This is a genomic window from Synechococcus sp. LA31 (assembly GCF_018502385.1).
Taxonomy (GTDB): Bacteria; Cyanobacteriota; Cyanobacteriia; order PCC-6307; family Cyanobiaceae; genus Vulcanococcus.
This window is the reverse complement of the sequence record NZ_CP075523.1, coordinates 1,699,509-1,720,641: the sequence shown is the minus strand read 5'-3', so window position 1 is coordinate 1,720,641 and position 21,133 is coordinate 1,699,509. Positions and strand designations below refer to the sequence as shown.

Annotated in this window: 27 protein-coding genes and 1 tRNA gene; 23 read left to right on the top strand and 5 right to left on the bottom strand. The window is 64.6% G+C overall.

Annotated features, from left to right (window positions below):
• Positions 1-13 precede the first annotated feature (13 nt).
• From rplF to prfA, 16 genes are all read left to right on the top strand, one after another.
• Positions 14-553 (top strand): 50S ribosomal protein L6, encoded by a 540-nt coding sequence (gene rplF / locus KJJ24_RS09310; RefSeq protein ID WP_214338245.1) that lies wholly within the window; start codon positions 14-16, stop codon positions 551-553.
• A 32-nt stretch (positions 554-585) separates the two neighbouring features.
• Positions 586-951, top strand: a complete 366-nt coding sequence (gene rplR, locus KJJ24_RS09305; protein WP_214338244.1) for a 50S ribosomal protein L18 — start codon at positions 586-588, stop codon at positions 949-951.
• A gap of 14 nt (positions 952-965) precedes the next feature.
• Positions 966-1,613 carry a 30S ribosomal protein S5 gene (rpsE, locus tag KJJ24_RS09300; RefSeq protein WP_214338243.1) on the top strand — a complete coding sequence of 216 codons (648 nt, stop codon included), beginning with the start codon at positions 966-968 and terminating at the stop codon, positions 1,611-1,613.
• An 8-nt stretch (positions 1,614-1,621) separates the two neighbouring features.
• Positions 1,622-2,074, top strand: a complete 453-nt coding sequence (rplO, locus tag KJJ24_RS09295; RefSeq protein WP_214338242.1) for a 50S ribosomal protein L15 — start codon at positions 1,622-1,624, stop codon at positions 2,072-2,074.
• A gap of 106 nt (positions 2,075-2,180) precedes the next feature.
• The gene (secY, locus tag KJJ24_RS09290; RefSeq protein WP_214338240.1) at positions 2,181-3,497 is read left to right on the top strand and encodes a preprotein translocase subunit SecY; all 1,317 of its coding nucleotides are present in this window, start codon (positions 2,181-2,183) and stop codon (positions 3,495-3,497) included.
• 68 nt (positions 3,498-3,565) lie between these two features.
• Positions 3,566-4,114: an adenylate kinase gene (locus KJJ24_RS09285; RefSeq protein ID WP_214343534.1), complete on the top strand. Its 549-nt coding sequence runs from the start codon at positions 3,566-3,568 to the stop codon at positions 4,112-4,114.
• A 46-nt stretch (positions 4,115-4,160) separates the two neighbouring features.
• Entirely contained in the window at positions 4,161-4,274 is a 114-nt protein-coding gene (rpmJ, locus tag KJJ24_RS09280) for a 50S ribosomal protein L36 (RefSeq protein ID WP_010311631.1), read from the top strand.
• A gap of 68 nt (positions 4,275-4,342) precedes the next feature.
• Positions 4,343-4,708, top strand: coding sequence for a 30S ribosomal protein S13 (rpsM, locus tag KJJ24_RS09275; protein WP_214338238.1), 366 nt, complete (start codon positions 4,343-4,345; stop codon positions 4,706-4,708).
• 130 nt (positions 4,709-4,838) lie between these two features.
• Entirely contained in the window at positions 4,839-5,231 is a 393-nt protein-coding gene (rpsK, locus tag KJJ24_RS09270) for a 30S ribosomal protein S11 (RefSeq protein WP_010311626.1), read from the top strand.
• Between the two features lie 57 nt (positions 5,232-5,288).
• The gene (locus tag KJJ24_RS09265; protein ID WP_214343532.1) at positions 5,289-6,227 is read left to right on the top strand and encodes a DNA-directed RNA polymerase subunit alpha; all 939 of its coding nucleotides are present in this window, start codon (positions 5,289-5,291) and stop codon (positions 6,225-6,227) included.
• Positions 6,228-6,280: 53 nt separating this feature from the next.
• A complete protein-coding gene (gene rplQ / locus KJJ24_RS09260) occupies positions 6,281-6,631 on the top strand; it encodes a 50S ribosomal protein L17 (protein WP_214338236.1) in 351 nt (116 codons plus the stop codon).
• 105 nt (positions 6,632-6,736) lie between these two features.
• Entirely contained in the window at positions 6,737-7,573 is an 837-nt protein-coding gene (gene truA, locus KJJ24_RS09255) for a tRNA pseudouridine(38-40) synthase TruA (RefSeq protein ID WP_250544590.1), read from the top strand.
• A gap of 180 nt (positions 7,574-7,753) precedes the next feature.
• The gene (gene rplM / locus KJJ24_RS09250) at positions 7,754-8,206 is read left to right on the top strand and encodes a 50S ribosomal protein L13 (RefSeq protein WP_214338232.1); all 453 of its coding nucleotides are present in this window, start codon (positions 7,754-7,756) and stop codon (positions 8,204-8,206) included.
• Positions 8,203-8,604, top strand: a complete 402-nt coding sequence (gene rpsI / locus KJJ24_RS09245) for a 30S ribosomal protein S9 (protein ID WP_214338230.1) — start codon at positions 8,203-8,205, stop codon at positions 8,602-8,604. The genes rplM and rpsI overlap by 4 nt, the downstream gene beginning before the upstream one ends.
• 32 nt (positions 8,605-8,636) lie before the next feature.
• The gene (rpmE, locus tag KJJ24_RS09240; RefSeq protein WP_214338229.1) at positions 8,637-8,900 is read left to right on the top strand and encodes a 50S ribosomal protein L31; all 264 of its coding nucleotides are present in this window, start codon (positions 8,637-8,639) and stop codon (positions 8,898-8,900) included.
• A gap of 114 nt (positions 8,901-9,014) precedes the next feature.
• Entirely contained in the window at positions 9,015-10,112 is a 1,098-nt protein-coding gene (gene prfA / locus KJJ24_RS09235; protein WP_214338227.1) for a peptide chain release factor 1, read from the top strand.
• Positions 10,113-10,131: 19 nt separating this feature from the next.
• Here prfA and KJJ24_RS09230 read toward each other — a convergent pair whose 3' ends face one another.
• A complete protein-coding gene (locus KJJ24_RS09230) occupies positions 10,132-10,659 on the bottom strand; it encodes an HNH endonuclease (RefSeq protein ID WP_214338225.1) in 528 nt (175 codons plus the stop codon).
• 102 nt (positions 10,660-10,761) lie between these two features.
• Between KJJ24_RS09230 and alr the strand changes: the two genes are divergently transcribed.
• Both alr and KJJ24_RS09220 read left to right on the top strand, forming a co-directional pair.
• On the top strand, positions 10,762-11,952 hold the full coding sequence (gene alr / locus KJJ24_RS09225) for an alanine racemase (RefSeq protein WP_214338223.1): 1,191 nt from the start codon (positions 10,762-10,764) through the stop codon (positions 11,950-11,952).
• A gap of 18 nt (positions 11,953-11,970) precedes the next feature.
• Positions 11,971-12,059 (top strand) — tRNA-Ser (locus tag KJJ24_RS09220).
• Between the two features lie 68 nt (positions 12,060-12,127).
• Here KJJ24_RS09220 and KJJ24_RS09215 read toward each other — a convergent pair.
• Positions 12,128-13,051, bottom strand: a complete 924-nt coding sequence (locus tag KJJ24_RS09215; protein ID WP_214338222.1) for a serine hydrolase — start codon at positions 13,049-13,051, stop codon at positions 12,128-12,130.
• A 17-nt stretch (positions 13,052-13,068) separates the two neighbouring features.
• On the opposite strand from KJJ24_RS09215, the gene KJJ24_RS09210 reads away from it, so the two are divergent.
• From KJJ24_RS09210 to KJJ24_RS09200, 3 genes are read left to right on the top strand one after another with little or no spacing between them, the layout of a single operon-like run.
• On the top strand, positions 13,069-13,821 hold the full coding sequence (locus KJJ24_RS09210; protein WP_214338221.1) for a C40 family peptidase: 753 nt from the start codon (positions 13,069-13,071) through the stop codon (positions 13,819-13,821).
• Between the two features lie 5 nt (positions 13,822-13,826).
• Complete coding sequence (locus tag KJJ24_RS09205) at positions 13,827-14,912, top strand: DUF819 family protein (protein WP_214338220.1); 1,086 nt, start codon at positions 13,827-13,829, stop codon at positions 14,910-14,912.
• A 50-nt stretch (positions 14,913-14,962) separates the two neighbouring features.
• Positions 14,963-15,937, top strand: coding sequence for a glycosyltransferase family 2 protein (locus tag KJJ24_RS09200; RefSeq protein WP_214338219.1), 975 nt, complete (start codon positions 14,963-14,965; stop codon positions 15,935-15,937).
• Here the strand turns inward: KJJ24_RS09200 and KJJ24_RS09195 are convergent.
• Positions 15,889-16,365: a HEAT repeat domain-containing protein gene (locus tag KJJ24_RS09195; RefSeq protein WP_214338218.1), complete on the bottom strand. Its 477-nt coding sequence runs from the start codon at positions 16,363-16,365 to the stop codon at positions 15,889-15,891. The two genes, KJJ24_RS09200 and KJJ24_RS09195, sit on opposite strands and share 49 nt — an antisense overlap.
• Positions 16,366-16,460: 95 nt before the next feature.
• Here KJJ24_RS09195 and KJJ24_RS09190 point away from each other — a divergent pair, with 95 nt between their 5' ends.
• Together KJJ24_RS09190 and KJJ24_RS09185 are read left to right on the top strand one after the other, a co-directional pair.
• Entirely contained in the window at positions 16,461-16,577 is a 117-nt protein-coding gene (locus KJJ24_RS09190; protein ID WP_010315023.1) for a photosystem I reaction center subunit VIII, read from the top strand.
• A gap of 42 nt (positions 16,578-16,619) precedes the next feature.
• On the top strand, positions 16,620-17,111 hold the full coding sequence (locus KJJ24_RS09185) for a photosystem I reaction center subunit XI (RefSeq protein WP_214338217.1): 492 nt from the start codon (positions 16,620-16,622) through the stop codon (positions 17,109-17,111).
• A 23-nt stretch (positions 17,112-17,134) separates the two neighbouring features.
• Here the strand turns inward: KJJ24_RS09185 and KJJ24_RS09180 are convergent, their stop codons facing one another.
• Positions 17,135-19,321, bottom strand: coding sequence for a hypothetical protein (locus tag KJJ24_RS09180; protein WP_214338216.1), 2,187 nt, complete (start codon positions 19,319-19,321; stop codon positions 17,135-17,137).
• A 374-nt stretch (positions 19,322-19,695) separates the two neighbouring features.
• Complete coding sequence (locus KJJ24_RS09175) at positions 19,696-21,093, bottom strand: DUF2079 domain-containing protein (protein ID WP_214338214.1); 1,398 nt, start codon at positions 21,091-21,093, stop codon at positions 19,696-19,698.
• Between the last annotated feature and the right edge of the window lie 40 nt (positions 21,094-21,133).

The following is a 21,133-nucleotide window of genomic DNA, read 5'->3' as shown; positions in this document are numbered from 1 at the left end:
GGGAGGTTGATCCATGTCTCGTATTGGTAAAGCGCCGATTTCCGTGCCGGGCGGCGTCACCGTTACCCTCAGCGGCCTCGACGTCAAAGTCAAAGGTCCCAAGGGTGAACTGAGCCGCACCCTCCCCGACGGTGTGACCATCGCCCAGGACGGCAGCACCATCGTGGTGAGCCCTGCTAGCGACCACCGTCGCTCCCGTGAGCGCCACGGTCTCTGCCGCACCCTCGTCGCCAACATGGTGGAAGGGGTGAGTAAGGGTTACATCCGCAAGCTCGAAATCGTTGGCGTGGGCTATCGCGCTGCCGTTCAGGGCAAGAAGCTCGTGGTGAGCGCTGGCTACAGCCACCAGGTTGAGATGGTGCCTCCCGACGGCGTGACCTTCGCCGTTGATGGCAACACCACTGTTCTCGTGTCCGGTGCGGACAAGGAACTGGTGGGCAACGAAGCCGCCAAGGTGCGCGCCATTCGTCCGCCTGAGCCCTACAAGGGCAAGGGCATCAAATACGAGGGTGAGCGCATCCTGCGCAAGGCCGGTAAGACCGGTAAGAAATGAGGTCTGCCTGAGCGTCGTTACCCTGTACTGCCATGTCCACACTGTCCCGCAAGCAGCAGACGCAGAAACGCCACCGGCGTCTGCGTCGCAATCTCACTGGCACCGCCGCGCGTCCGCGCCTGGCTGTGTTCCGCTCCAACAATCACATCTACGCTCAGCTCATCGACGACGACGCCCAGAGCACTCTCTGCTCGGCGTCCACGGTCGATAAGGAGCTGCGCACCAGCGTCAACGCCGCCGCCACCTGTGACGCTTCAGTCGCCGTTGGTCAGTTGGTCGCCAAGCGTGCCCTCGCCAAGGGCATCCAACAGGTGGTCTTCGATCGAGGCGGCAACCTGTACCACGGCCGCGTCAAGGCCCTGGCTGACGCCGCCCGGGAAGCGGGCCTTCAGTTCTGATCCCTGCTCTCACCATGACCGAAACCAACGACCAGATCCAGTCCAACGCCGTTCCCGGCGCTGCTGACGTTCCCGCCGCGGCCGAAGGCCAGCAGGAGCGCCGTGGCGGCCGGGGCGAGGGCCGGGGCGACCGCCGCGGCGGTGGCCGCGGTCGCGACAACCGTCGCGGCCAAGAGCGCGACTCCGAATGGCAGGAACGCGTGGTTCAAATCCGTCGCGTGTCCAAGACCGTTAAGGGCGGTAAGAAAATGAGCTTCCGGGCCATCGTTGTCGTCGGCAACGAGAAGGGCCAGGTAGGCGTGGGCGTCGGCAAAGCCGGCGATGTGATCGGCGCCGTCCGCAAGGGTGTTGCCGATGGCAAGAAGCACCTGGTCAAGGTGCCTCTCACCCGGCATTCCTCCATCCCCACCCTTGGTAACGGCCGAGATGGCGCTGCCAGCGTGCTGATCCGTCCCGCAGCTCCGGGTACCGGTGTGATTGCGGGTGGTTCGATCCGTACGGTGCTGGAGCTCGCTGGCATCAAGAACGTGTTGGCCAAGCGCCTGGGCTCGAAAACCCCTCTCAATAACGCGCGCGCCGCCATGGATGCCCTGGCCGGCCTGCGCACCCATAAGGAGACCGCCAAGGAGCGTGGCATCTCCCTCGAGCAGATCTACTCCTGAGGACCGCCATGACGTCGCTCAATCTCCAGTCCCTCGCCCCACAGAAAGGGGCCCGTCGCCGCAAGCTCCGTAAGGGGCGTGGCATTGCTGCAGGCCAGGGTGCCAGCTGCGGTTTCGGCATGCGCGGTCAGAAGTCCCGCTCGGGTCGACCCACCCGTCCGGGCTTTGAAGGTGGTCAGATGCCTCTGTACCGCCGGGTGCCGAAGCTCAAGCACTTCACCGTGATCAATCCCAAGAACTTCACGGTGATCAATGTGGGCAAGCTGACTGAACTCTCCGCCGGCAGCACTGTCAATCTCGACAGCCTCGTTAAGGACGGCATTGTGACCAGCCCTAAGCATCCCCTTAAGGTGCTGGGCACCGGTGATCTCAAGGTGAAACTCACCGTTCAGGCTGCCGCCTTTACCGCCAGCGCCCGCGAGAAGATCGAGGCTGCCGGCGGTACCTGCGAAGTGATCTGAGCCTCGGCTTAGTGCTACTCCCGACCCTTTAGCGTCGGTGCCGCCTGGCGGAGCCCCACGGCTTCACCAGGCGGTTTTTTGTTCTCTCCTCTTCTGCACGCCCGTCATGCTCGTCAGCCGGGGTCGTAACCCCAGTGCCGGTGAAATTTTCACGCAGCTGATCCAGGCCAAGGATCTGCGCAACCGCGTGTTGATCACCCTGGGCCTGCTTTTGCTGGTTCGCCTGGGGATTTATATCCCCGTCCCCGGCATTGATCGGGCCGCCTTTCAGGACTTCATCGCCCGCGGTGGTCAGCTGATTGGCTTCCTCGACATCTTCACCGGTGGTGGCATTTCCACTTTGGGGGTCTTTGGCCTCGGGATCCTGCCGTTCATTAACGCCTCGATCATCCTGCAGTTGCTGACCTCGGCTCTGCCCCAGCTGGAGGATCTGCAGAAGAACGAAGGTGAGGCCGGCCGCCGCAAGATCGCCCAGTACACCCGTTATGTGGCCCTGGGCTGGGGCATGTTGCAGAGCGTGGTGTTCGCCCTGATCCTGCGCCCCTATGCCATCGCCGGCACGTCCGAATTGGTGTTCGTGCTGCAGACCGCCGTTGCCCTGGTGACGGGATCGATGGTGGTGATGTGGATCAGTGAGGTGATCACCGAGCGCGGCATCGGCCAGGGCGCTTCTCTGGTGATCTACCTCAACATCGTCGCCACCTTGCCGCGGGCTTTGGGCTCCACCATTGAGCTCGCCCAGAGCGGTGATCGCAGCACTGTTGGCGGGATCGTGGTGCTGGTGGCGGTGTTCCTCGTCACGATCGTTGGCATTGTTTGCGTTGAGGAGGGCAACCGCCGCATCCCCATCGTCAGCGCCAAGCGCCAGGTGGGCGGTGCAAGCCTCTCAGCCCGTCAGAGCTACCTGCCGCTCAAGCTCAATGCCGGTGGTGTGATGCCGATCATCTTTGCCTCGGCTGTGGTGTTCCTGCCCCTCACCATCGCCAACATCACCAAACAGCCCCTGCTGATCAACATCGCTTCTGCCCTCAGCCCCAACAGCGGTACGCCCTGGGTTTATGCGCTGTTGTTCTTTGCGCTGATCATCGGCTTCTCCTTCTTCTACGCCACCCTCACCATCAACCCTGTGGATGTGGCCACCAACCTCAAGCGCTCCGGCGTGGCCATCCCGGGTGTGCGGCCTGGCTCGGCTACCGCCACCTATCTCAGTGGTGTCCAGAATCGACTCACCCTGTTGGGCGCACTGTTCCTCGGCGCCGTGGCGATCATCCCCTCGGCCGTGGAATCGGCCACCCAGGTGAAAACCTTCCAGGGCTTGGGTGCCACCAGCCTGCTGATCCTGGTGGGCGTGGCCATCCAAACCGCCAAACAGCTGCAGACCGCTGTGATCTCGCAGCGCTACGAAGGCATGGTGCGCCAGTGAGCCTTGGCTGAGCTCATGCCAGGTGTCTGTTGTTGTCCCACTCCGATTTGTTGTTTACCCCTCTCGTGATGAAGCAACGCCTTCTCTTCCTTGGCCCCCCGGGCGCCGGTAAAGGCACCCAGGCTCAGCGTTTGGCCGAAAGCCAGGGGCTGCTTCACCTCTCCACCGGAGATCTGTTGCGCGCCGAAGTGGCCGCTGGCAGTGCGCTCGGCAAGGAGGCAGAGACGGTGATGGCTCGTGGTGAGCTGGTCAGCGATGCGCTGGTGCTGGCGATCGTGCGCAGCCGTTTGGAGGCCCACAGTGGCGGCTGGTTGCTGGATGGATTCCCTCGCAATGTGGCCCAGGCCGATGCCCTGGCACAGCTGCTTGAACAGCTCAGTCAGCAGATTGAACTGGTGGTTCTGATGGAGCTCGACGATGCGGTGCTGGTCCAGCGTTTGTTGTCTCGCGGCCGTGCCGACGACAACGAGGAGGTGATCCGCCATCGCCTCGAGGTGTATCGCCAACAGACCGAGCCTCTGATCGCTTACTACCGCGAGCGAAACCTGTTGGCGCCCGTGGAAGCAGCCGGCACGGTGGAGCAGATCGGAGCGCGAATTGCAGCTTTGTTGGCTTGACCGCTGTGATAGGGTCGTCGTTTGCAAAAATGGAGAGACCGCTCCCATGAAGGTGCGTGCCTCGGTCAAGAAGATGTGCGACAAGTGCCGGGTGATCCGTCGCCACGGCCGGGTAATGGTGATTTGCGCCAACCCGAAGCACAAGCAGCGCCAGGGTTGATCCCTGGTTGAGTCTTGCTCCCGGCCCTTGGGCCAACCCCTCCCCTGCTCACCCCATCGTTAGTTTCTGTGGCTCGGATTGCCGGCGTTGATATTCCTCGTGACAAGAGGATCGAAATCGCCCTCACCTATGTGTACGGGATTGGCCTGACAACGGCCCAAAAAATCCTGGCCAAAACCGGGGTCAACCCCGACACCCGCGTCAAGGACCTCGACGACGCCGACGTGCAGAAGCTGCGCGGCGCCGCTGAGAGCTACACCCTTGAAGGCGACCTGCGCCGCCAGGAGGGTATGGCCCTCAAGCGTCTCCAAGACATCGGCTGCGTGCGTGGCCGTCGCCACCGCGTGGGCCTGCCTGTGCGCGGTCAGCGCACCCGTACGAATGCGCGCACTCGCCGCGGTGCTCGTAAGACCGTTGCCGGTAAGAAGAAGTAAGGCCTGGCCTGCTTTCGGCCTTCTTTGCCTCCTCAAGCACCTGCCGTCCGGTTCCCATAGGACCCGGTCGTCACCAGGTTGCCCCCCTCAGTTCCCTGATCACCTCCCTGCTCCTGCAGGGCTCTAACCCATGGCCAAGCCTGCCAAGAAATCCGGCGCCAAGAAAACGAAGCGCAATGTGCCCAATGGTGTGGCGCACATTCAAAGCACCTTCAACAACACCATCGTTTCAATCACCGACACCGCCGGTGAAGTGATCTCCTGGAGCTCCGCTGGGGCCAGCGGATTCAAGGGCGCCCGTAAGGGCACCCCCTTTGCCGCCCAGACCGCTGCAGAAGCCGCCGCCCGTCGCGCCCTTGAGCAGGGGATGCGCCAGATCGAGGTGCTGGTGCGCGGTCCTGGCTCCGGCCGTGAAACCGCCATTCGTGCTCTGCAGGTGGCCGGTTTGGAGATCACCTTGATTCGCGACGTCACCCCTCTGCCCCACAACGGCTGCCGTCGCTCCAAGCGTCGCCGGGTCTGATCCGACGCCTTGCCCCGCCCCAGAGGGGGCTCCTCCTCTTTTTTTGAGCTTCAGACCGTGTTGCAGTACCAGATCGATCGGGTTGAACACCAGATCGCCGACGACCGTTCCCAGACCGGCGTCTTTGTGATCGGCCCCCTTGAGCGGGGTCAGGCCATCACCCTCGGCAATTCCCTGCGCCGCGTGCTGATGGGAGCCCTCGAGGGCAGCGCCATCACCGCCGTGCGCATCGCCGGCGTGAATCATGAGTACGCCACCGTGCCCGGTGTGCGTGAAGACGTTCTCGACATCCTGCTCAATTGCAAGGACATCGCCGTTAGCAGCCGCACCCGCGAGCTGGAGATCGGCCGGTTGGTGGCCAATGGCCCCTGCACTGTGACCGCCTCCGACCTGCAGTTTTCCTCGCAGGTGAGCGTGATCGATGCTGACCGTCCGATTGCCACCGTGGCCGACGGCTACAGCCTCGAGCTTGAGGTGCACGTGGAGCGGGGTGTGGGCTATCGCCCTGTGGATCGTCGCAACGAAGACACCAGTGCCATTGATCTATTGCAGATCGATGCCGTGTTCATGCCGGTGCGCCGCGTGAACTACAGCGTTGACGAAACCGCTGTGGGCGAAGGTGGTTCGGCCCGCGAGCGCCTGCGTCTTGAGATCGAAACCGATGGCTCCGTCACGCCTGACGATGCCATGGCCCAGGCGGCCAATCAGCTGATTGCGCTGTTCCAGCCCCTGGCCAGTCTCACGATGGTCGATGAGCCTGGCCTGGAGCCCGAGCCTTCCGCTGAGGCCCAGATCCCTCTCGAGGAGCTCAACCTTTCGGTTCGCGCTTACAACTGCCTCAAGCGCGCCCAGGTCAACTCCGTGTCCGATCTGATGGGCTTCAGCTACGAAGATTTGCTGGAGATCAAGAACTTCGGTTCGAAGTCGGCTGATGAAGTGATCGAGGCGCTTGAACGCATCGGCATCTCCCTGCCCCAGAGCCGCACCAGCGCTTGATTCAGCGCGCGTCACGACTCCTTCCCTGTTAACGCTTACCCTCCGCATCCGTCATGCGCCACCAGTGCCGAGTCCCCAAGCTGGGACGCCCCGCTGACCAACGCAAAGCCATGCTGCGCGCTCTCACGACGCAGTTGATCCGCGAAGGTCGTCTCACGACCACCAAAGCCCGTGCCAAGGCCCTGCGCGATGAAGCTGAGCGCATGATCAGCCTGGCCAAGGATGGCAGCCTCGCCGCCCGCCGCCGGGCCATCGGCTACATCTACGACAAGCAGCTCGTTCACGCCCTGTTCGATAAGGCACAAGACCGTTACGGCGATCGCAACGGCGGCTACACCCGCATCATTCGTACCGTTCCCCGTCGTGGTGATAACGCCGAGATGGCGATTATCGAGCTCGTCTGATTCAGCTTCGGCTCACCAACTGGCCGCGTGGGATCCATCGGTCCGCGCGGCTTTGTTGTGTCTGGATCTGTACCCTTCGCCGTTGTGGAACCACGCGCTGATCCTGTGAGCCCCGCAACGCGGCGCATTGCGCTCTGCTTGCAATACGACGGGGCCCCTTATTGCGGCTGGCAGCGGCAACCCCGTGATCCCAGCATTCAGGAAGCTCTCGAAGTGGCCATTGCCGCTTTGGATCCTCGCCGGCCTGTGCGCGTGCAGGCTGCTGGGCGCACTGACACAGGGGTGCATGCCGCAGCTCAGGTGGTGCACTTTGACGCGGAAGGTCCGATCCCAGCCTCTCGTTGGCCTGCCGCCCTGAATGGGCGATTGCCGGCCAGTATCCGTGTGCGTGCTGGGGTCGAGGTGTCCCCCCATTGGCACGCTTGCTTCAGTGCCACCTACAGGCGGTACCGATACACCCTCTACAACGCCCGGTTGCCGAATCTGTTCCTGGCACCTTGGACCTGGCACCGCTACCAGTTGCGTCTCGACGAGCAGCTGATGCGTGAGGCCCTTGAGGGCATGCTCGGAGAACATGATTTCGCCGCCTTTGAACGGGCGGGTAGCTCGAGGTCTCATTCGCGCACCACCCTTCAGGAGGTGAAGGTGGAGCGGCGTGGTGATTTGATCGATGTGGAGCTTCAGGCCAGTGGTTTTCTCTACGGCATGGTGCGGTTGGTGATGGGGCAGCTGGTGGCTGTGGGTGAGCAGCGCCTCAGCCTCGAGGCCTTCGCGCTGCGCTGGCGCAGCGGTGCCCGCCATGAGGTCAAAGAGGCAGCTCCGCCCCATGGGCTCACCTTGCTGCGGGTGGGGTACCCCACAGCGGTCTTCCCGGATGTGGCCTGGTACGATTGTCAACCGCGGTATTTGCTGGAGTCGTCCGACTCTCCTCCGCGCGCCTGATCGCTCCCTCCGCGCCGAGGGTGGGTTCGGCCGCGAGGTAGTGTCGCTCCACGAGCTACAGACGTCCGAGTGATCGGACGCCCTGCCGTCCCAGTCCAGACATTCCGTCCAGACACCCTGTCCCGCCCCCCTGCTCGTTTGCTGAGTGGTGGAGCTTTACCGATCCGGCCCGCCGGTGCGATGAACAAGACTCTCGTTCCCCCTCAGGATCCCTCCAGTCGCCAGTGGTATCTGGTGGATGCTGAGAACCAGACCCTCGGCCGTCTCGCCAGTGAAGTGGCATCGGTGCTCCGGGGCAAGAACAACCCCAACTTCGCTCCCCACATCGACGCCGGCGACTTTGTCGTGGTGATCAATGCTGAGAAAGTGAAGGTGAGTGGCAACAAGTCCACGACGAAGGTCTATCGCCGCCATTCCGGTCGTCCCGGTGGCATGAAGACCGAAAGCTTTGCTGCGCTGCAGGCCCGTATTCCTGAGCGCATCATCGAGAAGGCTGTGAAGGGCATGCTCCCTCACAACGCCCTCGGTCGTCAGCTGTTCCGCAAGCTGAAGGTGTACAAGGGTGCCGAGCATCCCCACGCCGCTCAGCAGCCCCAGGCCCTCGCCCTCGATCCCGCCGCTTCCGCCCAATGAGCACCAACACCGTCGTTTACTGGGGAACAGGTCGCCGCAAGACTGCGGTCGCCCGTGTGCGCGTGGTTCCCGGCACCGGCACTGTGACCATCAATGGTCGCCCCGGCGATAACTACCTCAACTACAACCCCGTTTATCTGGCTGCCGTCAACGCTCCTCTGCAGACCCTGGGTCTCGCGAGTGAGTACGACCTGCTGGTGAACGTGCGTGGTGGTGGCCTCACCGGCCAGGCCGACGCCATCAAGCAGGGTGCAGCCCGTGCTCTGTGCGAACTCTCCCCAGACAACCGCAAGCCTCTGAAGACCGAAGGCCACCTCAGCCGTGACCCCCGCGCCAAGGAGCGTCGTAAGTACGGCCTGAAGAAAGCCCGTAAGGCTCCTCAGTTCTCCAAGCGCTGATTCCGCTTCCGCTCCTCAGCCCCGTATCCGTCATGCCGAAGGCCGAAATCCATCCCACCTGGTACCCCGATGCCAAGGTGATCTGCAACGGAGAAGTGGTGATGACCACCGGCTCCACCTCGCCCGAACTCCACGTGGATGTGTGGAGCGGCAATCATCCCTTCTACACCGGCACCCAAAAGATTCTCGACACCGAGGGTCGTGTGGACCGTTTCATGCGCAAATACGGCATGGCCGGCGCCTCCAACGCCGATACGCCTGCCGGTGATAACAAGGCGGCTGACTCCAAAGCCTGATCGCCCTCACCTTGATGGTTGTCGTGCCTGTGGTGCGGTAACTACTGAGAGCCGGATGCTTCAGGGCATCCGGCTTTTTGCTGTCCACCGGTTGCTCGGTCGTTCTCTTCCTGCATGGATGCTTCCTTTCTGAGCGAGCGCCTCGACGCGGCGCGCACCACCTTCGACACCCTGGAGCGCCAGCTGGCGGATCCGGATGTGGCCGCCAACCCTGCGCAGCTCGAACCGATCGCCCGCGAACGGGCCCGGCTCGAGCCTCTGGTGATGGGCTACGACGAACTGCAGACCCTCCAAGGCCAGGAGCAGCAGGCCCGTGAGCTGCTGCGCGAGAGCCGCGGCGATCTCGACCTCGAGGCCCTAGCCCAGGAAGAACTGGCTGTGTTGGCCACGAGGATCAGTGCCCTCGAGGAGCAGCTCACCCTGGCGCTGCTGCCACGCGATCCTCGCGATGAGCGCAGTGTGATGTTGGAGATTCGTGCTGGTGCGGGCGGTGATGAGGCCGCCCTGTGGGCCGGCGATCTGGCGCGCATGTATGAGCGCTATGCCCAGAGCGTGGGCTGGAAGGTGCAGCCGGTGAGCGCATCGGAAGCTGAGCTCGGCGGCTACAAGGAATTGATCCTGGCGATCAAAGGGGAGGGTGTGTTTAGCCAGTTGAAGTTTGAGGCTGGGGTGCACCGCGTCCAGCGGGTGCCGGCCACCGAATCTCAGGGCCGTGTGCACACGTCGACAGCCACGGTGGCGGTGATGCCTGAGGCCGATCCGGTGGAGGTGCAGATCGATTCCGGTGATCTGGAGATCAGCACGGCCCGCTCTGGCGGTGCCGGCGGCCAGAACGTGAACAAGGTGGAGACGGCGGTCGACCTGCTGCACAAACCAACGGGCATCCGCGTGTTCTGCACCCAGGAGCGCTCCCAACTGCAAAACCGCGAACGGGCCTTGGAGATTTTGCGAGCCAAGCTCTATGAGCGCGAGCTGGCGGCGGCTAACGCGGAGGAGCGCTCCGCCCGTTTGGCTCAGGTGGGTACGGGCGACCGGAGCGAGAAGATCCGCACCTACAACTACAAGGACAACCGCACCACCGATCACCGCCTCAGCCGCAACTTTTCGCTCGAACCGGTGCTCCAGGGCCAGCTGGCTGAAGTAATTGGAGCTTGCGTATCGGCCGATCAGCGTCGCCAGCTTGAGGCTCTGGCGGAGCAGGCCAACGGCTGAATGGTGCGCTCAGTCCCGCTCAGGCGGCGGCGCTCAAGTCGCGTTCGTCCCAACCCTGCACATACTTGGCCCACTCGCGGTGCTGGCCCCTGGCCATCTGCCGCTGAGCCTCAAACAAGGGGCCGCTCAGCGGGCGTCGCGGCTGATGCAACAACACCATCCCCGCCTCGCGGGGGGTGCGGTTGCCCTTGTGCACGTTGCACCGGAGGCAGGCGGTGGTCACGTTGTCCCAGCTGTGACTACCGCCGCGGCTGCGCGGCATCACGTGATCAATTGAAAGCCGTTCGCTCAGGCTGCCGCAGTACTGGCAGCGGTGGCCGTCGCGGTGGAACAGATTGCGGCGGGTCAGCGGCAGGGCACGGAATGGCACCCGCACAAATTGGCGCAGTCGGATCACCGTGGGGCGGTGCAGGCCAGGCCGCAGCTGCAGATCGGCGGCATGTTCGAGGCCCTCGGCCTTCCCTTTGAGCACCATCACCGTGGCCCGCCGCCAGCTGGTGATGTTCAGCGGTTCGAAGGAGGCGTTGAGAACCAGAACGTGGCCCATGGGAGTGCGTCCCCTGGCAGCCCGTGAATTGCCCGCCATGCTAGGGGGAACGTCTAGTGGCGTTATGAATCCCCGCTTACGCTCAGCACATCCTGTAGCTGGATGACGGAAGCTTCACCGGTGATCAGCCCTGGGGCTGAACCCTGGCCCCACCCGCGTCAGCGGGCATGGGTCGAGGTGTGCGAAGCGGCCGTGCAGGCCAATGCCTGCAGCTTGCTGCGCTCCCTCGCGCCCGGCTCCAGCCTCATGGCTGTGGTGAAGGCTGATGGCTATGGCCACGGGGCAGTGCCGGTGGCCCGGGCCGCTGCCGCCGGTGGGGCCACGTCCTTCGGGGTGGCCACGCTGCAAGAAGGGCTGGAACTGCGCCAGGCCGGCTTGCATCAGCCCGTGCTGGTGATGGGGAATCTCACCCAGCCCGATGAACTGCGGGCCTGTCTGCATTGGCAGCTGATGCCCACCCTCAGCAGCATGCGCGAGGCGCTGCTGTGCCAAAACCTCGCCGACAGCAGCGGCCGGCCCATGGGGGTGCAGCTGAAGCTCGATACCGGCATGGCCCGCCTCGGGGCAGCCTGGAACGATGGTCCTCGCCTGGTGGAAGCCATCTCAGGCCTGGAGGCTGTGCAGCTGGCTGGCGTGTATTCCCATTTGGCAGATGCGGATGCTCCGGGTGGCGGCCTCGATGCGCTCACCCAGCAACAGCAGCAGCGCTTTGAGGCGGTGCTCACGGCCCTGCAGCAGGCCGGCCTGGCCAGCGGCTGTCGCCACCTGGCCAATTCCGCCGGCACCCTTCGCGCTCCTCAGCTCCACTACGACATGGTGCGGGTGGGTTTGGCCCTCTACGGCCACCGCCCTGCCGCGCACCTCGGCGGTGGCCTGGAGCTGAAACCAGCCATGCAGGTGCGGGCGCGGGTGAACCTGATCCGTGAGGTGGCTGCTGGTGTGGGAGTGAGTTATGGCCATCGCTTCACCACCCAGCGCCCCAGCCGGTTGGCGGTGGTGAGCATCGGCTACGCCGATGGGGTTCCGCGCCTGCTCTCCAACCGCTTGCATGTGCTCCACCGTGGCCGGCGCATCCCACAGGTTGGCGCGATCACCATGGACCAGCTGGTGCTCGACGCCACCGATGCCCCCGAGCTCGATCAGGGCAGCGTGGTGACACTGCTCGGCAGCGATGGCGGCGAGCGCATCGATCCGCTGGCCTGGAGTGATCCTTGCGGCACCATCCCCTGGGAGATCCTCTGCGGCTTCAAGCACCGGCTTCCACGGCTGCCCTCCATTGGCCCGGGCGGCTGATAAAGTCAGCGAGCCGCTGGAGAGGTGGCTGAGTGGTTGAAAGCGGCTCCCTGCTAAGGAGTTACAGGAGGCAACTTCTGTCGAGGGTTCGAATCCCTCCCTCTCCGTTCCAGGTCTGAAGCCTGAGCAAAAAGCCCCCTTAACGAGGGGGCTTTTTGCTGTCGCCGCCCTTGCGTTAGGCCGCCAGCAGTTGCCTGCACAGCTCGGGCAGGAGTTGCTCATCGCCGGCTCGTGAGTGGCCTTCGCTGAACACCACCAGCAGGGTGGGGGCATGCCCTTCGGCCTCGATATAGGCCGCATCGTGCCGGGCCTGGCTCATCCAGCCGGCCTTGCTCCATACCCGCGCTCCTGCTGGCACGCCGGCGCCAAGGAAGCCATCCACTTGGTTGTCAGGATCACCGGCGCGCTCGTCCGCATCGAGGCTGCGGCCCAGCAGCTCGCGCATGCGGCTGCAGGCGGGCGGTGACACGAGCGCGCTGGCCATGACCCCATGCAGCAGCCTGGCGCAGACATCGGTGCTGAGGCGGTTGCGGTTTTCCAGGTCTGCTCCATAGAACTGGCGTTCGCGGCCGTAGGGGCCGTCGCCCCAGGTTTTTTGGCAGGCATTGCAGCCGGCCCACTCGCTCCAGCCCAGCTGCTCGCACCACTGGTTCACCAGCCGGCGGCGCAGGGCCCAGCTCGCGAAGGCTGTTTCGGGCAGGGGTGGGCCACTGGTGGTGCCGGTAAGTAGATCCAGCACCAGGCCCGTGGCGTCGTTGCTGGAGTCGCGGATCATGTCCGCCAGGGCACGGCGCAGTTCCGGGGTGTCGTCGATCAGCTGGCGTTGCAGCCAGGCCTCGGCAGCTACCAGATACAGCAGTTTCACCACGCTGGCGGGATAGCGGGCCTGATCGCCTCGCCAGCTGGCACCGCGAGGCTGATCAGCCCAGAAGCTTTCCAGATCGCTGCGGGAGGAGGCGCTGTCGATCAGCGAATGGCTGTAGCGCAGCCAGGTGATTGAGAGCTGCCGCCCAAGCCCCGCCCGGCCATCGGCTTCCAGGGCTTGGATCGTGGCCTCCAGCTGTTGGGCCATCGCCCCATCCGGGCAGTAGAACGCCATCGCGGCCAAAGGGGGCAATGGCGAGATTAGGCAGGTTGGCCGAGGGCACACCGGTGGCTCTCGAACTGCTGCAACCAGGCAGTTGCTGGCGCCTCAGCGCTCCCGTGGATCTCACCAGCCACTGGCGGGGGCCAGGTTTGGCCACCCAGGCGGCCGCCGGCCGAGCTCTCATCGTGTTGGAGCCACTGCGGCCGGGTTGCCAGCGCCTGAAGGTGCAACTGCTGGAAGACGGCTATCCAGGCTGGCTGGATCCCGATCAAGTGCTGGGGCATGCCCGCGCTTGTCTGCCGCCGCCGCTGCGTCTGCTGGATGCAGGGCAGATCGAGGCGGCACTGCCAGCGGTGCTGGCCTTTGCCGAGCAGGCTCGCCAGCGACCGAATCACTATCTATGGGGCGGCACCCTGGGCCCTGATTTCGATTGCTCCGGCCTGATCCAGGCTGCTTTTGCCAGTGCCGGCATCTGGCTACCGCGGGATGCTTACCAGCAGGAGCGCTTCTGCCAGCCCGTGGCCGTAGCGCCGGGTGGCTACAACCTGCTGCGCGCTGGCGACTTGATCTTCTTTGGGCGGCCGCAGCGCTGCACCCACGTGGGGCTGTATGTCGGCGGCGGCCGCTATTTGCACAGCAGCGGCCGTGAGCATGGCCGCAATGGAATCGGACTCGACGGCCTCGATCCCCAGCTGCAGGATCCAGTGAGCGTGCACTACCGCCTCGAGCTGCGCGGCGCCGGCCGCGTGATCCGCTGCCATGACGGCACGCCTCTTCCTTGAATCCCATGCTGCTTTCCCTGCTGCTGATCCTGGTGCTCACCGCTCTGGGCTGGTGGATCGCCCAGGCCACCGCTGCGGGCCGTCAGCTCGGCACCACGATGCTCGTGCTGCTACTCGGTTTGCTGGTGAGCAACATCAGCGGCGTTCAACCCGAGCCCGCCGCAGCAGGGTGGGTCAACGGCCCGCTCACCTCCTTGGCGATTGTGCTGTTGCTGCTGGCGGTGGATCTGCGGCGGCTCTGGCCCGAGGCCCGTCGCTTGTTGCTGCCATTCCTGCTGGCGGTGCTCAGCACCTTGGGGGCGGTGCTGCTTGGCGGCTGGTTGCTGCAACCGCTGCTGGGTTCAGGACGCGGTGTGTTGGCCGGGGTGTTTACCGCCACCTTCACCGGCGGCAGCCTCAACTTCGTGTCGGTGGCGAGGGCGCTTCAGCCGCCAGAGAGCCTCTTGGCTGTCGCCACAACCGCGGATTATTTGGTGTTCGCGGTTTGGTTCGCGGTGAGTTTGTGGCTGGGCCGCCAATGCGGAGCGAGGGCTGTGGCGGCTGTTTCCCCCTCCCAAGCCCTGCCGATGGAGGCGGTTGATGGTTGGTGGCAGGGCCTGGTGTGGGGGAGTGCACTGCTGCTCCTAACCCATGGGCTCACAGGGGTGTTGCAGCGGCTCTGGCCTGCTCTGCCTGCGATTTTGGTGCTCACCACCCTCGCCCTGTTGGCGGCGCAACTGCCGGGTGCAAGCAGTCGGCGCGGTTGTTATGGGCTGGGCTTGCTGTTGATCCAACCGTTCTTCACCGTGATGGGTCTCAGCTCATCGGTGGCTGGGCTTTTGGGAGAGGGGCTGCCGGTGTTGTTCTATGCGGCCCTGATCGTGACCCTGCAGGCGTTGGCTGTGTTGGTGCTGCGCCGCTGGCGTGGTTGGGGGATGGCGGAAACCCTGGTGGCTTCCCAGGCCTCGATCGGAGGCCCCAGTACTGCTCTTGCACTGGCCACGGCCATCGGACGCGCCGAGCTGGCCCTGCCCGCCGTCGCGATTGGGTTGCTGGGCTATCTGGTGGGCACGTATCTGGGCTTGCTGGCGGCGTGGCTGCTGGCCGCTTAACACCCGCTTCAGCTCTCTCGCTTAGGTTCCACCCATCCAAGCTGCACCCTGTGAGCGCAAGCGTTGCCCCCGAGCTCTCCATCGTGGTGCCGCTCTTCAACGAGGAGGAGAGCCTTCCGCACTTGGTGGCCAAGCTGCTTGAGGCTCTACGCCCCCTCGGTCGCACCTTTGAGTTGGTGCTCGTCGACGACGGCTCCAGCGATGCAACCGCCGCCGTACTGCGGCAGCTGAGCACCACCACACCGGAGTTGGTGGCAGTGCTGCTGCGACGCAACTACGGCCAGACGCCGGCCATGTCAGCTGGCTTTGATGCCAGTCGCGGCCGCGTGATCATCACGCTCGATGGCGATCTCCAAAATGATCCCGCCGATATCCCGATGCTGCTTGAGCAGCTTGAGCAGGGCTTTGACTTGGTGAGCGGCTGGCGCCATCAGCGCCAGGACAATGCCGTCAGCCGTCTTCTGCCTAGCAAGGTCGCCAACCGGCTGATCGCCCGGGTCACCGGGGTGAAGCTGCACGACTACGGCTGCTCACTGAAGGCCTACCGGCGCGAGCTGGTGGAGGACATGAACCTCTATGGCGAGCTGCACCGCTTCCTGCCAGCCCTGGCCTACATCGAGGGGGCGCGCATCAGTGAGGTGAAGGTGAACCACAACGCCCGCCAGTTCGGGCAGAGCAAATACGGCATCGACCGCACGTTCCGGGTGCTGATGGATCTGCTCACCGTGTGGTTCATGAAACGATTCCTCACCCGGCCGATGTATGTGTTCGGTTTTGGCGGCCTCGTGGGTATCGCGCTGGGGGCTGTGCTCAGTACCTATCTGCTGGTGGAGAAGCTGATGGGGGCTGAGATCGGTGATCGTCCGCTGCTGCTCGTCGCGGTGTTGGCTTTGATTGCTGGAGTACAGCTCTTCTGCTTTGGACTGTTGGCGGAGCTGCAGATGCGCACCTACCACGAAAGCCAGGGCCGGCCGATCTACCGCGTGCGGGAAACATTGCGGGGCGGTTTAACGGGTGTGACCTGAGCTGTTGCTGCGGCGGTGCGGCCGCGGAAGGCCTGCATTGCTTCTGCCGCTAGGGCTGCCACCTGTTGATCGCTGTCGCGCAGGCCGCGGCGGATCAGGGGCAGCGCATCCCGGTGGCGCCAGGCTGCGCACACCGCCAGGGCTTGTTGGCGTTGGCTGCCACCCGCCTGGAATTGGCGCTCCAGTTCGGCCAGTAGCTGCAGGCGGCCGCGCCGGTCGGCCGCGGTTGGCAGTGCCGGAGCTATCGGGATGGGGTGATCGACGGCTGGCCCCTCGTCGCGGGCGAGCACCAGCTCCATTTGGGTGCGGTTCAGGGCGGCCACCGCGGAAGCGTCGGTGGAGCGGAGGATCTTGGGCCGTGGCCGCCCCAGCAGCCAACACGCGGCGATCACGGCGGCGATTGCTGCTCCGGAGAGGGCCTGGGTCATCGGTCTGAACTTTTATGTCGCCCCTTCCGCTGCCAGAGAACAGGTTTGGAAGAGCTCCTTACAGTGCCGAACGGTAGCTGTATTGGCCCACGCTGATGACCGGAGACTTCGTCGCCGCCTGGATGCCCTCGGTGTTCGTGCCCCTTGTCGGGATCCTGGCTCCTGCGGTGGCCATGGCCCTGCTGTTCAACGTGATCGAAGCCCGCGACTGAGTCGCTCCTGCTTCATCGCCGCCAACCACCCTCCTTCCAACGATGACCGTGACCCCCGTCGCCGACCCCTGTGTCGGCAATTTGGCCACTCCCGTCAACAGCAGCTACTTCAGCCGCGCTTTTCTGAACGCCCTGCCGGCCTATCGCCCTGCCCTCTCCCCCAACCGTCGCGGTTTGGAAGTGGGAATGGCCCATGGCTTCTTCCTCTACGGCCCCTTCGCGATCACCGGCCCGCTGCGCGCCACTGAATACGCCAGCACCGCTGGTTTGCTGGCGGCAGTTGGCCTGGTGTCGATCCTCACGGTGTGCCTCTCGATCTATGGCACGGCTGGTCGTGGCCCCAATGTGCAGCCGGCTGACGCCACCATCGACAACCCCCCGGCCGATCTGTTCACCAAGGCCGGCTGGGCTGAATTCGCCAGCGGCTTCTGGCTGGGTGGTTGCGGCGGCGCTGCCTTCGCATGGTTCCTGGCCGGCACCACCATCGTGGCTCCGCTGGTCAACATTGCCGGTGGTGTTTGGAGCGTGAACTGAGCGTTCGGCCTCATTCACTGGATTCAAGCCCCGCCGCGGCGGGGCTTTTTAGTGGTTTTTTGAATGCCGTCTTGGCCACTGCCGATGCGGCCCAGCTCGGTCAATAGAACGGGCAGATCCACCGTGAGCACTGCCAGTACGGGGTTGATCGGTAGCAGCAGATTGAGCAGCACCACTGAGATGTGCGGCACGAGCACCAGGGCGAGATTTCGGCGGTGGCGCTGGGCTGCGTCTAAGGCCAACGTTTGACAGGCCACCAGGTTGCCGAGTGCTTCGGGCCGCACCACCAGATCGGCGTTTGCGCTGCTGAGGCCGCGGTCTCGGCTGAGTAGTTCGATCGAGAGATCAGCCTGCGCCAGGTTGAGGCCATCGATGGCGCTGCAGCCGAGCATGGCGATGGGCTCGCCTGTGGAGTGCGATGCACGCAACTTGCGGCTGCGATCTACGTGATTGCCGGCGAGATGGATCGCGGCAGCAGCCCTATGCAGCCGCCCAGCCAGATGTTCCACGAGCTCGCTTTGGCTGTCGACCAGCAGATCCAATTGCCAGCCGGCGCTTTGCAGCTGCCGTAGCCCCCGCACGAGCGCTCGCGAGAGTTGCAATTCGAACCCCACTGCTCCCACCACCTGGCCTTGGCGCACGAGGTAGAGCAGGGTTTCCCCAGGTGGAGTGATCAGTTCGGCAGGTGCTTTTAGGCCCAGTTGCCGCAGCATGGCCGCTCCTCCGAGCTGATGCACCACGCCGTTGATAAGGCCCTGTTGCCCATCGCTGCCCAGCGGATGGATTCCCTCCACCATCGCTGGCAGCAGATCTTCGGCTTCCAGGGCACTGCGCAAGGCGTGGAGGCCATGGGGTTTTTGCTGGCAGCGAAAACCAGCCACGATTTGAATCAGCTCCTCGCTGCTGATCAGAAAGGGCAGGGGATGCAGACCGCCGAGGCGCCAGCTACTGGTGCTTAGCACCACGGCCTCACTCACGAGGAGCTGGCGGCAGTGGGCTAGCGCATCAATAGCTTCTGGTCTGCGGAGCAGCACTCCCTGCCAGAGCAGATCCCGCTGGGCGTTGCCGTAGGTGAGGGTGGCTGTGAGCTGCCAGTCGCTGGCGGGATCGAACTGCATTAGGGCCCCTGCACTTCCGTGGGGCCCGATCGCCAGAAGGGCTGCTCCTGCAAGGAGTAAGTAGGGCACAGAGCTCTGGTGCCATTGCTCCGCCCGCTGGAGCAGAGAGGGTGTCCCGTGGGATGAGCCCTGCCGTTGGGCTTGATGGAGGAGTCGTTGCAGGGCCCGTCGTTCCGGATCGAGCTGCGGGCTGCGCACTAAGCGCACCTCCAGCCTGCCCTCGATCACTGTTGCTCCAAAGGGAAGTTGTTGGAAGGCCCGGGCGCTGAGCAGGCGCGGATCCCCATCGCGCCATCGGGTGCTCACCATGGCCTGCCCAGCCACCACCAGGGCGTGGGCCGGCATGGGATCCCCTGCTACTAACTGCAGGCGATCGCCAGCTTCAAGCAGGGCGAAGGGTTGGGGCTGCCAGCTCCCATCGCCCTGCAGAACAGGAAAGCTCAGGTCGGTGAGCCGTTGCTGTAGCTGCTGATCAAAGGCCTCGGCATAGCTGGGTGATGGCGTCCAGGCCTTGAACAGCTGGTTGGTGGTTTCCAGCGTCCACTCCAGAAGCACCGCAGCGGGGTTGCCCTGGGCCAGCAGGCTGGAAAACCAAAACAGGTCCAACCATCCACTGGCCAGTTGCCGCTGAGCGAGCCTTTGCAGGCAGCGGGCCGCCAGAGGCAGGTAGCAGAGGCTGATGAACAGCAGCAGGCCTGGCCAGGCCGGTAACTCCAGCAGCGTGACGGCGGCCAACGCGCCAGAGGTGCCACCGAGCCGCCACAGGGCGGAGCTCGAGGCCCGTGGTGTGAGCTGTAGCGATGTGTGGTGGCCCTGCTGCAGCGCCAGGTGCAGCAGGGCCTGCAGCTGTTTGCGGCGCAGGGGGCGGCGGCCGTTGTGCTCGATCACCATGCAGCCGGCCAGGCTGTTGATCCGGATTGCCTGCACCCAGGCCAAATGCAGGCTGGCGTTGAGTAGCTGCTGCTGCAGCGCTGGATTGTTCAGCAGCGCTGGGCTCGAGATCCGCAGTCGCTGCGGGAGCACCTGGCGGATCCGCCAGGGTTCGCCCCGAGGTACGAGATGGAGAAGGTCGCCGGCGTGTAACTCACGCATGGGTTCAGCCTGCTCAGCGGCCGGTGCCGTTTGGCGTGTTGTGGCATACAGAGACCAGCTGGCTCGCGCACTGCTCCGATCTCGTTAGAGTTTGGGGGTTCCGTCAGCAGTGGTGTGGTTTCAGAGCAGCGCTTGCGCTTCTTTGAGGCCGAATGCATCGCCGGTTGACATCAATCCCCCAAGGAGGAGGTGCCCGTGAGTCACAGTTGTTCCAAGCAGGGTCTGCTGATCGCGGAGAACGCCGGCTGATACGGCGCCTGATTCCTAGATCATTCGGTTCCGCGCCATAGCGGACCCGGCGAGAGCCCCCGAAGAGCCAGCGTCAGCTGTGCCCTTCGGGGGCATCGTTTTGCTGGATCCATTCATGGGCTGGATCAACCCTCTGGCGCCTGGCAGAGCTCGAGCCCATTCGCCCAGTTCCGGCAGGTCCAGCCGGCAGCTTTTGCTGCGCGCAGCAGTTGTTTCTGGCGTTGGGCTGAGGATCCCCAACCCGGATCAAGTGGATTGAGCAGTAACGCATCGAGTTGATCGAGCTGCGTTTTATCGCGGCGGGCGCGAGGGAAGCTCACTTGCTTGCGCTGGCTTAGCTGCGGTACGAGATAACTCGTGGTGCTTAACCGTGCCTCCGCCGGTACGGCAGTGATTGCCTGCTGGATGGCAGGTCGCTGATGCAACCGTTCGAGGTAGGGCCCTGTGAAGAACCAGGGTTTGGCGAGGGCCGCCCAGCACACCACGCTCCATCCAAAGCGACGCCATGGCACCGGCTGGCGCGGCTGCAGGGCCAGGCCGTCGATAGCGGCCACCACGGCGATCACCGCCACTGGCAGGCTGTAGTGGTGCACCAGGGTGCGCTGGGGTGCTTCCTCCGAGAGCACATTCACGACCACCAGTGGAATCCCTCCCGCCAGGACCGGCAGCGAGATCCGCCGCCAAAATGGCGCCAGGGCCACACTGATCAGCAGCAGGTACACCACTCCGCCGGCCCAGTCCACATGCCTGATCAGCAGGTCGGGCCGGAGCACCATGTTGATCAGCACCTCATCCAGGCTGTTGCCGAGGTAGGAGAACAGCGCTCCAGCTGCTTTGGGCCCTGTATCACTGCCTTTGAGCAAGGGATAGAGCCAGCGGTTGAGCAGGGCCAGCCAGCCCAGCGCCAGGCCGATGGCGGCGCCGGCCCAGATCCAACGGCGCCGCAGGGCTTGCTCCAGCCCCAGGCCGGCGACCACCAGCACCAGGCCATCGCGGCAGCCAAGCAGCAGCAGCAGCAAGGCAAACCAGAGCCACGGGCGCTCCGCCCGGCTGGCCCAGTAACAGCCGGCCAGAGCCGGCATCACCCACACCTCGGGGTGAAAGTCGAACAGGTTGGCGTTGAACACCACCGGCTGCAGCCACCAGAGGCCGCAGGTCAGCCAGCACAGCCGCGGGCTTAGGCCGGCCTGACGGCCGACCCACCACAGCGGCAGTGCGGTGAAGCTGAGGGCGGCAGCTTGGCTGGCGAACAGCCACTGCACGCTCGCCAGTAGGCGGTAGGGCAGTGCTGCGCCGTAAAGCGCCCAGGCGCCGTGGTCGGCAAGGATGTGTACCCCCTCCATCGAGGAGATCGGGGGCAGGCCCCGGCTTACCAGCCAGATCCACTGGTCAAACAGCCCCAGGTCGTAGGCGTTGCTCTGCAGCAGGGCATGACGAGCCGCGGCGCAGATCCACAACAGCAGGGCGATCGCTCCACTGGTGGCAACGAGGTTGCGAGGCGGCAGGTTGCGGCTGTCCGGCATGGATCGGTGCTCAGGCGCTGAGCTTCCCATAGGCTGCCGG